The sequence below is a fragment of the Microbacterium sp. Leaf179 genome, assembly GCF_001423785.1.
Classification (GTDB): Bacteria; Actinomycetota; Actinomycetes; order Actinomycetales; family Microbacteriaceae; genus Microbacterium.
In genome coordinates, this window is the sequence record NZ_LMPH01000002.1 from 788,969 (window position 1) to 804,172 (window position 15,204).

At 70.2% G+C, this 15,204-nt stretch carries 13 protein-coding genes; 2 read left to right on the forward strand and 11 right to left on the reverse strand.

Annotation, left to right across the window (positions count from 1 at the left end):
- Positions 1-164 precede the first annotated feature (164 nt).
- Complete coding sequence (locus ASF96_RS11270; protein ID WP_055939189.1) at positions 165-1,628, forward strand: mannitol dehydrogenase family protein; 1,464 nt, start codon at positions 165-167, stop codon at positions 1,626-1,628.
- Here the strand turns inward: ASF96_RS11270 and ASF96_RS11275 are convergent.
- The 8 genes from ASF96_RS11275 to ASF96_RS11310 form a co-directional block, all read right to left on the reverse strand.
- Positions 1,575-2,801, reverse strand: coding sequence for an alpha/beta fold hydrolase (locus ASF96_RS11275; protein ID WP_055939192.1), 1,227 nt, complete (start codon positions 2,799-2,801; stop codon positions 1,575-1,577). The genes ASF96_RS11270 and ASF96_RS11275 overlap by 54 nt on opposite strands.
- The gene (locus ASF96_RS11280; protein ID WP_162239425.1) at positions 2,798-3,721 is read right to left on the reverse strand and encodes a hypothetical protein; all 924 of its coding nucleotides are present in this window, start codon (positions 3,719-3,721) and stop codon (positions 2,798-2,800) included. Before ASF96_RS11280 ends, ASF96_RS11275 begins: the two co-directional genes overlap by 4 nt.
- Positions 3,718-4,179 (reverse strand): hypothetical protein, encoded by a 462-nt coding sequence (locus ASF96_RS11285; protein WP_055839366.1) that lies wholly within the window; start codon positions 4,177-4,179, stop codon positions 3,718-3,720. The genes ASF96_RS11280 and ASF96_RS11285 overlap by 4 nt, the downstream gene beginning before the upstream one ends.
- Positions 4,180-4,202: 23 nt before the next feature.
- Positions 4,203-4,757, reverse strand: a complete 555-nt coding sequence (locus tag ASF96_RS17425) for a hypothetical protein (RefSeq protein WP_235560587.1) — start codon at positions 4,755-4,757, stop codon at positions 4,203-4,205.
- Between the two features lie 318 nt (positions 4,758-5,075).
- Positions 5,076-6,734: an alpha-amylase family protein gene (locus ASF96_RS11295; RefSeq protein WP_055939198.1), complete on the reverse strand. Its 1,659-nt coding sequence runs from the start codon at positions 6,732-6,734 to the stop codon at positions 5,076-5,078.
- Between the two features lie 285 nt (positions 6,735-7,019).
- Entirely contained in the window at positions 7,020-7,991 is a 972-nt protein-coding gene (locus ASF96_RS11300) for a LacI family DNA-binding transcriptional regulator (protein WP_083285975.1), read from the reverse strand.
- A gap of 242 nt (positions 7,992-8,233) precedes the next feature.
- Positions 8,234-9,121 carry a tagatose-bisphosphate aldolase gene (locus ASF96_RS11305; protein WP_055939201.1) on the reverse strand — a complete coding sequence of 296 codons (888 nt, stop codon included), beginning with the start codon at positions 9,119-9,121 and terminating at the stop codon, positions 8,234-8,236.
- Between the two features lie 59 nt (positions 9,122-9,180).
- Positions 9,181-10,533: an FGGY family carbohydrate kinase gene (locus ASF96_RS11310; RefSeq protein WP_055939492.1), complete on the reverse strand. Its 1,353-nt coding sequence runs from the start codon at positions 10,531-10,533 to the stop codon at positions 9,181-9,183.
- Positions 10,534-10,634: 101 nt separating this feature from the next.
- Here ASF96_RS11310 and ASF96_RS16555 point away from each other — a divergent pair, with 101 nt between their 5' ends.
- The gene (locus ASF96_RS16555; RefSeq protein ID WP_162239426.1) at positions 10,635-11,849 is read left to right on the forward strand and encodes an HAD-IA family hydrolase; all 1,215 of its coding nucleotides are present in this window, start codon (positions 10,635-10,637) and stop codon (positions 11,847-11,849) included.
- Between the two features lie 1,002 nt (positions 11,850-12,851).
- Here ASF96_RS16555 and ASF96_RS11320 read toward each other — a convergent pair.
- From ASF96_RS11320 to ASF96_RS11330, 3 genes are all read right to left on the reverse strand, one after another.
- Positions 12,852-13,097, reverse strand: a complete 246-nt coding sequence (locus ASF96_RS11320; RefSeq protein ID WP_055939204.1) for a hypothetical protein — start codon at positions 13,095-13,097, stop codon at positions 12,852-12,854.
- Positions 13,098-14,594 (reverse strand): RHS repeat-associated core domain-containing protein, encoded by a 1,497-nt coding sequence (locus ASF96_RS11325; protein ID WP_055939207.1) that lies wholly within the window; start codon positions 14,592-14,594, stop codon positions 13,098-13,100.
- Between the two features lie 109 nt (positions 14,595-14,703).
- On the reverse strand, positions 14,704-15,117 hold the full coding sequence (locus ASF96_RS11330) for a MerR family transcriptional regulator (protein WP_055939212.1): 414 nt from the start codon (positions 15,115-15,117) through the stop codon (positions 14,704-14,706).
- Positions 15,118-15,204: the final 87 nt, after the last annotated feature.

The following is a 15,204-nucleotide window of genomic DNA, read 5'->3' on the forward strand; positions in this document are numbered from 1 at the left end:
ATCCCCCTTCGCGTGCGTCGCCACACCTCGTCGCCTCGGACACCACGCCGGCGACAAATCCTGGCGACTCACGCGCGGCGCGAAGCGCCACCGACGCGAAAGACCCCTCCCGAGCCCGTCGACGGCTCGGGTCCCCTGCCACCGCCGCACCCACGGAGTCCCGCATGACCGATCTCACCGCCGCCGCCCTCCCCTCCCTCGCGGCGAACGTCTCCGTCCCGACGTACGACCGGGCGGCCGTGCGCACGCGGATCGTGCACTTCGGCGTCGGCGGCTTCCACCGCGCGCACGAGGCGATGTACCTCGACCGACTGCTCGAGGCCGGGCACACCGAGTGGGCCCTCTGCGGCGTCGGCGTGCTGTCGTTCGATGCCGCCATGCGCGATGCGCTGCGCGCGCAGGACACCCTCTACACGCTCGTCACCGAGGCTCCCGACGGCACCTCGACCGCACGCGTGGTCGGCTCGATCGCGCAGTACCTCTTCGCCCCCGACGACCCCGAGGCCGTGGTCGCCAAGCTCGCCGACGCCGACACGGCCATCGTCTCGCTGACCATCACCGAGGGCGGTTACGGCATCGACGACGCGACCGGCGCCTACGCTCCGCGCGACGAGGCCACCCTCGCCGACCTCGAGGGCACCGACGCCCCGCGCAGCGTCATGGGCTTCCTCGCCGAGGGGCTGCGCCGCCGACGGGATGCCGGCACCCCGGCCTTCACGGTGATGTCGTGCGACAACATCCAGGGCAACGGTCACGTCGCCCGTGCCGCTCTGCTGGGCTTCGCCGAACGGCTCGACCCCGAGCTCGCCGCCTGGATCGCCGAGAACGTGTCGTTCCCGAACTCCATGGTCGACCGCATCACCCCGGTCACCACCGACGCCACCCGTGACGCGATCGCCGCGGAGTTCGGCATCCGGGACCTCTGGCCCGTGCGCTCGGAGTCGTTCGAACAGTGGGTGCTCGAGGACTCCTTCTCGGCGGGCCGACCGCCCCTCGACGAGGTCGGGGTGCAGCTGGTCGCCGACGTCGAGCCGTACGAGCTGATGAAGCTGCGGCTGCTGAACGCGTCGCACCAGGCGATGAGCTACCTCGGCATCCTGTCGGGAGCCGAGTTCGTGCACGAGGTCTGCACCGACCCGCTGTTCGTGGCGTTCCTGCAGGGGTACATGCACACCGAGGCCATCCCGACCCTGCGTCCGGTGCCGGGCATCGACCTCGATGCCTACTGCGACCAACTCATCGAACGCTTCGGCAGCGAGGCCATCCGCGACACCCTCGCGCGTCAGGTCGTCGACGGCTCGGATCGTCTGCCCAAGTTCCTGCTGCCGGTCGTGCGTGAGCAGCTCGCCGCGGGCGGACGCATCGACCACGCCGCGCTCGTGCTGGCGGGCTGGAGCGTCTTCCTCGAGGGACGCACCGAAGCGGGCGAGGCGACCCCGGCCGTCGACAGCCGTCTCGACGAGCTTCGGGCGATCATCGCCGATGACCCCGCAGCCCTGCTCGACTACGCGCCCGTGTTCGGCGACCTCGGCCGGAACGCGCGACTGCGTGAGGCGTACCTGGCGGCGCGGGCCTCACTCGCCGAGCGGGGCGCTCGCGGCGCGATCCAGGCCGTGCTCGACGCCTGAGCGCGGGCTCGAGGCTCCGCCCTCTCCGCGCGCGGCGGCGGCGCGGGCGACCTCGCGCAGGAAGCCGGCGATGGCGTCGTGGAATCGCTCGGGCTGCTGGTTCGCCTCGTTGCAGTGCCCCGAGGAGTCGAACGCCACCAGGGTGGCCTCGGGATGCCGAGTCACGTACGCCGCCGAACCCGCGAAGGGCACCACCGGGTCGGCGCGGCCGTGCACGATGAGCGTCGGCAGGGCCGCCCCCGGGCGCGGCCCGTCGACCCAGTTCAGGGCGCGGGCGTCGACGGCCTCGATCAGGCCCAGGGCGCTCGCGCCCGCACGACTGCCGAGCACCCGCAGAGCCGACGCGCCGATCGAGCGGGGCAGGTGCGCGCCGTCGACGGCGCTGTGCACGATGCGGGTCCAATCCAACGCGGGCGCGACGAGCACGAGGCCGGTGATCCGTGCGCGGTGCCGGGACTCTTCGAGCGCGAGCATCGCGATCGTCGCCCCCATCGACCAGGCCACCAGCACGATCTCGCGGGCCCCCCGCTCGACCGCGTAGGCGATGGCGTCGTCGACGTCGCGCCACTCGCGCGTGCCGAGGGTCGAGGGCAGGGCGTCGGCGGGGGCGGCCTCCTCGTCACCGGCGTACGACACCACGAGCGACATCCATCCGGCGTCGTTCGAGGCCGGCGCCGAGCGCAGCGCGCCGTGGCGACTCGAGCGCAGCCCGTGCACGTGGATGGTCCAGCCGCCGTCGGCGTTCTCGGGGTCGCCGATCTCCCACGCTTCGGCGGTTCCGCCTCGGCGCAGCGGAATCGCGACGTGACGCGTGGGACCGACGTCTTCGGGCGCGCCGATGTTCTGCGAGGTCCATGCCGCTGTCGCGGTGCCATCGCCGAGCCCCGCCGGGCGAGTGAGGATCGAGCGGACCACGCGGTCCCCCTCGACGCGGATGACGTCGCCGACCATCAGGTGCGCGCCGTCGTCGAGGCGCAGTCCGTAGGTGCCGGGCTGTCGACTGTCGTCGGTCGCCGGCACCGACACCGTGTCGCCGGCGATCGTGACGGGCTCGAAGACCTTCGCGGCGCGCGGCGCGATCAGACGCCGTGCGACGTAGCCGGCGAGCGCCGTGTGCGCGACGGCGAGCGTGGCCGCGGCCACACCCGCGCCGATGACGAGCGGTCGGATCATGCGCGGACTCCCGGGGTTCGGCGGGTGAGGTGGGCGTCGACGTCGTCGAGCAGCGCGCGCTGCGCGGGCGTCAGGGGCACGGACCGCGCGATCGCGTCGTCTTCGATGGCGACGCGCAGGGCGTACAGCCGCGTGTCGAGGGCCGGGTCGAGGGCGATGCCCGAGAGGTCGGTGGCACCGCGCTCGCGCGCGAGGTTCTCGAGACGCTCGAGCAATGACGCGCCCCGACGCCGGATGGTGGTCGCGGCGCGCGACGCGACGAAGATCCCCGCCACGAACGACACGACGCCCAGGTAGAACAGCGGGTCGAACAGGGCGCTGACCACGGCGTTCGCGGTAAAGAACCGCGTGAGGGTGAGGTCGACGATCTCGCTGAGGCAGCCGAGCACGATGGCGACGGCCCCGAGGCGGAACAGCAGCCGACTCACGGGCAGCGAACCGCGTGCCGAGCGCAGCAGCAGCACGCCCACGAGCGCGATCCCGCCCATGTGCAGCACGCCGTACGCCCACGCTCCGGTCGAGGTCTCGGCCGCGGTCTCGAGGAACAGGAACGACGAGGGGCCCCGATCGGGCACCGCCACGAAGAACACGACCGCGAACAGCGCCCCGAGCAGCAGGGGGAAGCGCCACCGCAGGGTGGGGATGCGCGCGGTCGCCGGGGCCGTTCCCGCCTGGATGCCGAGCCACAGGGCCACCATGGTGAGCACGTTCTGCACGAGCTTGAGGATGTTCGTGCCGCCCAGTGCCCCGTCGAGCACCTCGATCGGGATGACCGTCCCCTGCGTCAGCAGGGCGATCGCGCCGACGAGCGCGGCGAGCCAGGCGATGCGGGCGCGGGGCTGTCGCCAGGCGACGCGCGCACGCCCCACCACGACGAGGACGAGTCCGACCAGCGCCGCATCGATCAGCAGCACGGTCACCACGACAGCTCGGCGACCCGGGGGCTGGTGTACATGAGCTTCGCGATGGCGTGAGCGACGTGCTCGGCCACCAGCTCCGCCTCGACCTCGGGCGTGGTGAGGGCGGGGTTCGCGTGGGGCGACACCGAGGAACGCTCGTGCAGCGCTCCCGTGCAGTGCGCGTCGTCGAGCAGGTGGCCGAGCTCGTGCGACGCGGCGAACTGGCTGTACAGCGGCGCGTCGGCGGCGCGCACGTGGATGGTGCCCTCGCGCCGGTCGGGGAAGTAGGCGAGGAATCCCGTCAGGGTCCCCCACGTGGCGGTGTCGGACTCCGCGACGACGGTGAGACGGATGTCGACGGCCGCTTCGACGGCGCGGACGACCTCGGCGAACGTCATCCCCGGCGCGAGCGCGGCGCGCGCGAGCGCGCGATCGACCCGGGCCTGCACCCGGGCACGCGTCTCGTCGGCCTGCGTCATCGCCGGTCCCCCCTCGCGGTCGATCATGGTGTCGGCGGCCTGCCGCGGAGCGAGTGGGCGATCGCGCGCAGGGCGTCGGGCGACATCTGCCCGAGGGCGCGGAACTGGATGCTCTCGGCCCCCGCCGCGCGCATCGCCTCGCGCAGTTCGAGCTCGGCCTCGGTGCGGTCGGTGAGCGCCTCGTCGGTGTGGTCGGTGAGGTATTCGACAGGAACGTCGGCCCACTGCGTGATCTGCCGCAGCACCTCTTCGTCGACCACGACCGTGTTCGTCGTGGCGTCGAGCAGGCCTCGGGCACCGGCCGCGACCGACGGGTCGGCATCGTCGAGGTGCCCCAGGAGCTCGGTCTCGGTGGCGGCCTGGCTCGAGATGAGTCGGCGCACGCGTTCACTCACGGCACCGGCGGGAACCCGCATCTGGACGCGCGGCGCCGACTCCGGGCTCGCGAGCTCTTCGGGGGCGACGCCCAGGACGGCGGCGAGCGATTCGATGTCGTTGGTGTTGTACGGCAGCGAGAAACCGGCCCGCGACTGGTAATAGCTCTTCGTCATTCCGGCGCGACTGATGAGCTCACCCACGGTGAGCCCTTTCGCCTTCCGCAGGCGATCCACATTCGCCACCACTCGTCGGGAGTACCGAGAGGGTGGTCCGACAGCGCCACGACCCACGTCTTCGATCGTAGACGACCCTCACCCGGGGGGAGGTGATCGTATTTACGTGACGCCGGGAGTGCTATTTACGATCCTCTGTGCTTGGATGAATGCGAGACATCGCGTGCGGCCCCCCGGCTCGTTCCGCCCGCGTGCGTCGGATGACGCGGGGCTGCCGCTTTTCTCGCCTACGGGCGCGGCGGCATTGGGGGACGCCGCGCCCGTTCTCCCCTCTCAGCGTGAAGGTCAGGCGATGCGTCGCTCCCGCGGACGGATGACCCGCCACCAGCTGTGGCCGTAGCCCTCGAGGGCGACCTCGAACCTCCCGTCCTTCAGCGGCACGGGACCCTCGGTGTCGCTCAGCAGGTTCACCACGCTCCACCCCTCGGCATCCGCTCCCTCGAGAGTGAGGTGAAAAGTGCGTCCATCGGGGGCGAAGTTGTGCGCGGCGACGACCATGCCGAGTTCGCTCGTCACCGAGTGAGCCAGCACGCAGGCGTGGGGCTGATCCAGGATGCCGAGCTCCCCCCACCCGATCTCGGGCGAAGCGCGGTAGTGGCGCACCAGGTTCTGGACGAACCTCAGCATCGAGTCGGGGTCGTGGCGCTGCTGGGCGACGTTGACGTGCTGCGGACCGAAGCCGCCGGGAACCACCTGCGCGACGAGATCATCGCCGTCGGCGTGCGAGAAGCCCGCGTCTCCGGCGCCGGTCCACTGCATGGGAGTGCGAACGGCGGCGCGGCTGCCCTCGATCTCGGGGTTCTCGCCCATGCCGATCTCTTCGCCGTAATACAGCACGGGCGCGCCCGGCAGCGAGAAGATCAGGCTGTAGACCATGCGGATGCGACGAGGGTCGCCCTCGAGCATCGACGGCAGGCGGCGGGTGATGCCGCGGCCGTGGATGCGCTGGCCCGCGTTCGGCGCGAACGCCTCGAACACCTCGTCGCGCTCGTCGGCCGTGAGCTGGTCGAGGGTGAGCTCGTCGTGGTTGCGCACGAAGTTGCCCCACTGATTGCCCCGGGCGATGTCGGGCCGCGAGAGCAGCGCATCGCGGAGCGGACCGGCATCCTGACGGGCGAGCGAGAGGAAGAGCCGCTGATTGGCGACGAAGTCGAACTGCATGGTCAGCTCGTCGCCGTCGGCGTCGCCGAAGAAGCGCAGCTGCTCGTCGTAGGGCAGGTTGACCTCGCCGAGCAGCATGGCGTGACCGCTGCGGCGCGAGACGTAGCCGCGGAGCTCGCGCAGGAACTCGTGCTCGGGTCCCTCCTGCCCGTCGATGAGGTGGGGCACGGCGTCCACCCGGAAGCCGTCGATGCCCAGTTCGAGCCAGAAGCCGATGGCCTTCGCGATCTCTTCGCGCACCTCGGGGTGGTCTGTCGCGAGATCGGGCTGGTGCCGGTAGAACGAGTGCTTGTAGTACTGCCCCGCCGTCTCGTCGAAGAACCACACGCCGTCTTCGACGTCGGGGAACATGCTCGCGGGGGCGTCGTCGGGCACGTCGTCGCGCCACTGGTAGAAGTGGCGGTACCGGTTGTCGCGGCTGGTCCGCGCCTGCTGGAACCAGGGGTGCTGGTCGGAGGTGTGATTCACCACGAGGTCGACGATCACGCGCATTCCCCGGTCGTGCGCGGTCCGCAGCACCTCCACCATGTCGCCCAGCGAGCCGTAGCGGGGGTCGACGCCGTAGTAGTCCTCGATGTCGTACCCGTTGTCGCGCTGCGGCGAGGGGTAGAACGGCGCGAGCCACAGGCAGGTGACCCCGAGCTCGGCCAGGTGGTCCAGGCGCTGCGCGAGGCCCCGAAGATCTCCGATGCCGTCGTCATCGGCATCCAGGTAGGTCTTGACGTCGAGGTTGTAGAAGACGGCGGTCTTCCACCACAGGTCGCTGGTGTCGGTGAGTCTCATGCCGTCGCCACCCCCGTCGCGGTGTCGGGGTGGCGCGCGGTGGTCGCGGAGGTCGTCATCGGAGCCCTCTTCTCGGGAGCGGTGGCGGCTGGTCCCCTTCGTTCTACCCACCGCACCTGATCATCGGCGGCCTCTTGCCTCGGTCGCGGCGATGTGCGTCGTGCGGTGGCGGGCGGAGGAGCAGGGATGAGCGGAGGACCTACGCCGCGCCAAGGCCCTCCCCTCGCCCCACGCCCTCCGCCCATCACCGGCCGCGGGGCAGCGCCACCGGCAGCGGGGCGCGGGTCAGAGGCGGCAGGACTCCCGCTCGACCAGCGACACGTCGATCACCGTGAGCTCGTCGAGGCCGAGGCCGGCGTCGGGCCGCAGGCGCGCGAAGACGCGCTCCGCGGCGAGCGCTCCGATGCGGCGCGGATCCTGGTCGATCACGGTGACGGCCGGGGTGAGGGTGTCGGCCATCGGGAAGTCGCCGAAGCCGACGAAGGGCATCGGCGCCCCGCGCAGCACGTGCGCGAGCGCCATCGAGGAACGGGCGTTGGCCGAGAACAGCGCCGTCGGCGGCTCCGCCAGATCGCGGAGCCGTGCGAGAGCGGATGCCGCGGACTCGCGGTCGGAGACCTGAGAGGCCACGAGCTGCTCATCGATCTCGACGCCGGCGTCGCGCAGCGCCCGGCGCCAGCCCTCGACGCGCTTGGTCTCGGTGGACAGGTGCACCATGTCGCCGACGTACGCGATGCGGCGGTGACCGTGCGAGAGCAGGTGACTGGTGGCGAGGTGAGCGCCGGCCTCGTCGTTCTCGGTGAAGGTGTCGGTGAGCAGCCCCACGGGGGCACGGTCGACGAAGACGATGGGCGTGTGACCGCGCCAGCGCTCGAGCCACGAGTGGTCGGTGCCGACGGGCGCGATGACCAGCCCGGTCAGCTGGCGACCGAGCAAGGACTCGAGCGCGGGGCGTTCGTCGTCGGGATCCTCGCCGAGGCTCGTGACGAGGGTCGACAGACCGTGGCGGCGTGCGGTGTCCTCGACGGAGCGCGCGATGGCGGCGAAGAACGGGTCGACGACGTCGGGCACCGCGACGCCGATGACCGAGGCGCGACCGGCGCGGAACGTCGTGGCCAGGGCGTTGGGCACGTAGTTGAGGTCGCGCATGGCCGCCTCCACCAGCGCGCGGGTGTCGGGCAGTACGTGGGGGTCGTCGTTGAAGACGCGCGACACCGTCTTGGTGCTCACACCAGCGCGCAGGGCGACGTCGCGCATCGTGGTCACGAGGCACCTCCGGGGTGTGGGCGAGTGGCGGGTCCGACGAGCCACCCTATCCGGCGGTCACCGCCGACCAGCGCCGAGACGGCGGGGGCCGACGCCGCCCCCCGCCGGGCGGAAGAGGCGTTCTCCCGCCCGGCACCGTGGCATCCGTCCCCCGCGCGCACCCGCGGCGAGATCGGCCGAGGGGCGTCGGACGCGATCATGGACGGACCCGGCGCCGGGCGGGCGTGGTCATCTCAGCGGCCGTCGACGGCGTCGGCGAGTTCGCGCAGGCGCGGCAGGGCGCGGCCCGAGAGCAGCTCCTCGCGGCGGTCGGCGTCGATCGAGAGGCTGTCCTTCCACAGTGACCGACCGGCCATCGCGCCCGACGCACCGTTGGCGACGGCCGTGCGCACCTGCTCGATGAAGGTCTCGTGGTCGACACCGGCCGACAGCACGGCCCACGGCACACCCTGGGCGACCTCGGTCACGCGGGCGCTGGCCTCGGCCGAGCCGGGGTACTGGAGCTTCAGGATCTTCGAGCCGCACGCGACCGCCAGTTCGGCGCCGTCGACGACGAGGTCGGCGAACTTCGCCTTGTACTCCTCGTCGCTCTCGTCCTCGAGCTGGTACGTGAGCAGCTCGACGATGAGCAGCAGGCCCTCGGCCTCGCAGGCGGCGACCAGGTCGCGGATCTCCTGAGCGACGCGGGAGTCGGCATCCTGCTTGTCGGGGCGCGTGTAGTAGAGCATCTTCGCGACGGTGCCGCCCATGTCGCGGACCGTGCGGGGGGTGACGCCGGGCACGAAGCGCGTGTACTTGAGGCCGTCGACGGTCTCGAAGCCCGAGGCGTCGAGGCCCACGACGAGTCCGGTGTCACGGTCGAGAACACCGTCGTCGACGATCTGCGGCAGCGCGACCTCGGGGTCGAGCAGGATCGCGGGAGCGTGGTTGGCGAGGTGGCGGACGAGGTCGGCCTTCACCTCGGCGAGCTCCTCGCGCGTGATGGCGTCGGAGCCGTTCGGGGCGTCCTTGATCGCGGCCTTCATCCCGTTGCGCTGGTCGGCGGCGACGATGAGCATGTGGCCGTCGGGGGTACTGATCGACTGGAGCGCGCGGCGCTCGAGCGTGGTGAGTTCGTTCATGTTTCTCTCTTCTCTGGGGTGTGCGCGCGCGTGCGGTCGGGGCAGGCGCGAGGGTCGGGTCAGGAGGGGACGGATGCCGAGACGAGGCGCCGCGCCATGTCGGCGGCTCCCCACGCGACGTCCTGCTCGCGGGCGGACAGGGCGAGGTCGGGCAGGGCGTGGGCACGGGCGCGTCGGACCGAGGCCATGCCCGCCCACCCGCCGGTGAGCGTGGAGTGGGTCGCCGGGGCGACCTCACGGTCCATCGCGGCGATGAGCTCGGCGATCTCGGCGTTGCTGTGCCGGAGGGCGGCCCCGAAGATCTCGGCGGGAGAAGCCTCGGCGTGCAGCGTCAGGCGCAGGACGCCGTCGTCGTTGCGCGCCCCGGTGACCTCGATCGCGCCGGCGGGCAGCTCACCCTCGTAGGGAAGCGCCATCACCGCGGCGTCGAGGACGTCGCGCCCCGCGCGATCGCTGATGCCGCTCGCGTGCAGCACGCGCCGCAGCAGGAGCCCGGTCTTGACGCCGGCGACGAGCACGTGTTTGCCGGGCACGACGTGGCGCACCTCGTTGATGAGAGCGTCGGCCAGGCGCTGGCGCGCGGCGTACCCCAGGGGCGCATCGAGTACGCGCAACAGCACCTCGGCCGTGCCGAGCGAGACGTGGTACCCGTCGGCATCCAGCGTGCCGTTGGCTTGAGCGGCCACGAGGTGGTCGTGGCCGGCGACGGTGAGGGCGGCACCCGCGACGCGCGGGCCGAAGACATAGGAGGCGACGCCCCACGAGAGGCCTCCGCCGCGGAGCGGGGGAAGCAGCGTGTCGTCGACGCCGAGGGCGTCCAGCATCGCGGGCCACGCGGCGCCGGAGTCCTGGTCGATGAGGCCGGTGCGTGAGGCGAGCGAGAGCTCGAGGGCGACGTCACCGCCGAGGGCGGCGACGATGAACTCGGGCAGGTCCAGCCAACGCAGACCCGCGAGGTCGGTGCCCTGATCGCGCAACCAGGCGAGCTTGGCGACGCTCACCTGCGCTCCGAGGGGCAGGCCCGTGCGGCCGGCGAACTCCTCGCGCACCGCTCGCGGGAACGCCGCGATCTGCTCGAGGCCGCGCGGGTCGAACCAGGCGAAGCCCAGGCCCGCAGCGGCACCGCTCTCGTCGATCAGGATGCCGGTCTCCCCCATGCCGGCGACGGCGAGCGAGGTCAGCGGCTCGGCGGTCAGCGGGGCGAGGTCGGCGTCGACGAGGTCGACGAGCGCGCGCACGGAGGCCAGCAGGTCGGCGGCGGCGATGTCGGTGGTTCCGCCCGCTCCGACCCGCCACGGGGTGGGTACCTGAGCGCCGGCGATCTCGGTGCCGTCGTCGTCGATGACCAGCATCTTGATCGCGGTGCTGCCGAGGTCGAGCCCGCCGTGCAGGCGCGCGGACCCCGAAACCATGTCACCGGTGTCTCGCATGAGCGGCCGTCCTTTCCGGAACTTCTTCGAGTCCCGGAATTTCAAGCATGACACCGGTGACTTGCTACGTCTATGGTGGGGGTATGCCGTCGCCGTGTCAAATACCCGAATCGCTCGCCGTCGTCGTCGCCGGCACCGCCGGCAGCGGCAAGAGCACCCTGGGTCGGGCGATCGCCGAGCGCCTGCGGGCGCCCCTCGTCGACCTCGACAGCGTGACCACGCCGCTGCTCGACGCCCTGCCCGACGGCGCACTGGGCGACCACTGGCTCACGTCGCCGCACTCCCCCGCGATCCGCGCCGGACGCTATGCCGCCCTGCGCGCCACCGCCACCGATGCCCTCTCCACGGCGGGCCGCGTGGTGGTCGTGGCGCCGTTCACCGCCGAGCTCACCGGGGGCCACGAATGGGACGCCCTATGCGAGGCCCTCGCCCCCGCCGAGCCGCACGTCGTGCACGTCGACGGAGACCCCGCCGTGTTGGCATCCCGTCGCTCCTCCCGCGGCGCGTCTCGCGACGCCCACCGCCCCCACACCGCTCCCGTGGCCCCCTCGATCCCGGTCACCGCCGTCGACGCCGAGCTGTCGACGGCGCAACAGCTGGCCCGCGTCCTGCCGGCGCTCGGGATCCGGCGACCGATCGATGCGGACGCCGAGATCTTCACGCGCGAGTTCGACGCCGTGCTGTTCGACCTCGATGGCACGCTGGTGGACTCCACGGCATCCGTCGTGCGGTCGTGGCGCCGCTTCGCCGAGCACTTCGACGTGTCGATGGAGGCCCTGCACGCCAACCACGGCCAGCCCGCGCGCACGCTCGTGGGTCATCTGCTGCCCGCCGACCGGCATGCCGAAGCCCTCGCGCACGTCACCGACCTCGAGGTCACGGATGCCGTGGGCCTTCTTCCCATCCGAGGCGCCGACGCGTTCTTCACCTCGGTGCCGGCCGAGCGACGGGCCATCGTGACATCGGGGTCGGTGCCGATCGCCACCGCCCGCCTCGCCGCCGCGGGGTACGAGCGTCCCGCGGTGTTCGTCACGGTCGACGACGTCGAGAACGGCAAACCCCACCCCGAGCCGTTCCTCACCGCCGCCGCCCGCCTCGGCGTCGACCCCGCGCGCTGCCTCGTCGTCGAAGACGCGCCGGCCGGCATCGCGGCTGCCCGCGCCGCCGGCTGCGCCGTGCTGGCCCTCACCGGCACGACGGCCGAGGAGGAGCTGACCGCCGACCTCGTGGTGGACGGGTTGGACGCCGTGCGTCTCGAGGTCGCGGCATCCGGAAGGCTGCGGTTGGTGCCGGCCTGACACCGGCGCTACCCGGCAGAACTCCCCATCCGTGCCCGTCGCAGCCCGCCGACCCGCCCCGCTCGACACAGGGCGCGGGGTTCTCTCCGGCGATGCGTCGCCGAGTCCCCCACGAAAGATGCGTAAGGGTCAGAGTCGGTTTTGCACGTTTGCGGATTTCGCATTGGGGTTTGGCACCGATCCGATCCGCGGTTCTCGGGGCTTCTCGATGAGCCTCGCTCGCGGGTTCCTGGGTGGTGCAAAACCGATCGGTTTTGCGCCATTAAGTAGCTTCGTGGTCATGACGCCCCCCTCGGATTCAAGCTCGCCCGTTGAGCGTGACGGGGCACGTCGTGACGGCTTGACGGGCGGCGCCAGAACCGACCGACGAGGCGAGCTGCAATCCCTGAGTCCCGTGCCACCTTCTACCGACGATCGCGCACTCTCGCCCGCTGACTATCCCCAGCAATCATCTCCCGGAGCACGCAACGGATAGGCGCCCCTCAGCGACACACACCTGCGGACACCTATCCGGTGGACGTGAGCCACACAAAACGTCCGTGTCTGACCTCTCGAACCGCAGCTCTCTCCGCCCCGCATAGCGATGCCTATTCGGACCACTCTCACCACATCTAAGGCCCACCGCTGTCGGCCCTCCCCCAGCCTGATGCCAGCACCGCCTCTACGAGCTTGGGCGCGGAACTGAACCAAACGGTTCTGCGCTGACGGATGCTCGACGAAGTTCATCGAGCATTGAGGAGTGTGAGGAGCGTGACGACAAATACACACGCTCAGCAAAGGAGCATCCAGCCCGTCGGTCTTCCTGCGTTCTCATAGGAAAAGTGCTCCCGCAGCAAGGCCGAACGTCGCGCTGCTGAAGAAAACGGCAGTCCCGGCATCCCTGTCGGATCTGATGGCCAAGTCGAACAGGGTCAGGTTCCCCACGGCAGCTGCCGCCCAGATTGCGGCACCGGCTGCAGCCGCGCGGCGAACGACCCTACTCTTCGTGCCAGCGTCCGGAGGTCACGAATGGTCGTCATCTCCGTCCGATTTACGGCCCACCTCGCTACGCCGCATCATGCTGGGCAAACGCGAAATGATGACGACCGAAGCGATGACGGTCACCGCGAGGGGAACTGCGAAGGTGTACCAAGGTGCAAAATCGGTCACCACAGCCACCCACCAAAGTACGGCGAGGGAAGAAACGAGCAGGAAGAAAACTGCGTACGCCAGCAGAGCAAACGGGTGGGTGTAGGGGTTCTTCTTCATTTAACAGGACCTAATCGTTGACGAGATACTCAATATCAAGCCCACCGTCGATGCGCTCAAACCCACCACTCCCGCCACTCCCAGTGCAACTGACGCTCCGAAGCTCGGGACTGTCGCCGCCGCACTAAGGACGACCCCGACCACGGAAGCCCCCAGACCAGCGATAGATGCGACCAAACCGACGACGCTTTCAGTGCATTCGGCGCTGAGGCCAGATGGGTCCTTTGCGTTGACGGGGTTGCAGTTTGCATAGGCGTAGGGATTCGCTTCCTGGCCGCTGGGGTCTGTCTGCGTGAAGCGGGCTTGGCTGGCGTCGTAGTAGCGGGCGCCGAACTTGTAGAGGCCGCCGCCGACGCTGAGCCCGCCGATGTAGCGGAGTTGGTTACCAGCGACTTGAGCGTTCGAGCCGTTAAAGCGTTGTTCGCCGTCAGGGCTGTAGCTGTATCCGCCGAGGTAGACGCCTTCGCTGTTGAAGATGCCGGCGACGGAGCCGAGGTGATCGGTGACGTAGTAGAAGCGCGCGTCGTCGACGGTCTTGTACCCGATTGCTACGCCTTCGGCGGTGCGGGTGTAAGTGTGCTCCGTGGTCGAGCCGTTGGTGCGACGCATGAGACCGAGGGCGCCGTTGTCGAACGATAGGCCGGTGCTGACGCCGTATCGCTCGGTGTTGCCGGTGGCGAAGTTGGTGTTTTGGGTGGAGCCGAGGGATCGGACCTGGCTGCGAACGCCGTAGCTGGATGCGAAGCCGGAGCCGTCGCGGGTTTGATTGCCAGCGGCGTCGTACGTCCAGGTCGCGGAGTCGCCCGTTGCGGAGGTGAGTTGGTTGGCGGCGTTGTAGGTGAAGTTCTTGTTGCCGGTGATGCCGGTGGCTCCGGTGCGGGTCAGTTTGGTGCGGTTGCCATTGGCGTCGAACGCATACGCCCAGGATGCCGACACTGTCGACCCGGTCTTTTCCTCAGCCTTCTTGAGCCTGTTGCGGGAGTCGTAGGTGTAGGTGGTGACGGCACCGGCTGTGATGCCCTGCTCCTTGTAGGAGGTGCGGGTTTGCACGTTGCCGCGGTCGTCGCTGGTGCCCGGGGCGGCGTAGCCGTATCCGATGTCGACCACGGTGGTGCCGGCCCAAGTCTTGGCGGTGATGCGGCCGGGGCGTCCTCCGATGTCACGGGCCGTTTCGATGGTCGCGTTGCCGGGGAGGATGCGCTTGGTCTCCGCTCCGTTGTCGTCGTACTCGAAGAAGATGCACCCGGAATTGTCCGGGTTTGGCTGGGGACAGACGGTACCCCCACCCTGATACACCGTCGTCAACTGATTGGCAGCGTCGTACGTCAACATGTAGCTGTCTTCGGCGTAGTCATTCACGACGGGTCCCAGCGGTTCAGCGCCGGTGTACCGAAGAAGATTTCCCACCTTGTCGTACCGATAGTTCATGTCCGTACCGGAGCGCGGGCCGGTCTCTCGCGTCAGATTGCCCTGCAGGTCATACTCGGAGGTTTTCACACCGCCGGCGGAGTCAGTACGGGATTTCTCGAGCCCGTTGTCGTTCTCGCAGCGATGCGTGTGTCTTGATCGCGCCCCCCACAAGCCGACGGCTGACCCGACAGAGCCGTCAGGCAGCCGGTCGGGCGCTGTCGCTCGTCGCGACGATGGTCTGGCGGTACGCCTTGATCTTCCGCTCCAGCGCCGCCAAGTGACGCTGGACCTCGGCCTGCCGGGCGAGGACGGCCGAGTGGTGTTGTTCGAGGAGCGCAAGACGCTCGGCATGATCAGCACCGGCCCGGTACGCCGCCGCGTATTCGCGCATCTCTTGCACGCTCATCCCCGTGCCGCGGAGCATCACCGTTCCGGCGAGCCAGCTCAACGCGGCCGTGTCGTACCGTCGCCACCCGTCCGGACCACGGTCGGGCGCGGGCGCGATGCCTTCCTTCTCGTAGTAGCGGATGGTGTCGACGGTGATGCCGAGGAGGTCTGCGGCGACACTGATCGTGACGGGCTCGTCGACGTGGACCTCGGGAAGCAGCATGGAACTGAGTCTGCCACTTGACATGGTGTGCACACCAGTGTGGAAGGTTGTCTTCGCCCGGGGCACCTCGGCGAGGAAAGGACACCA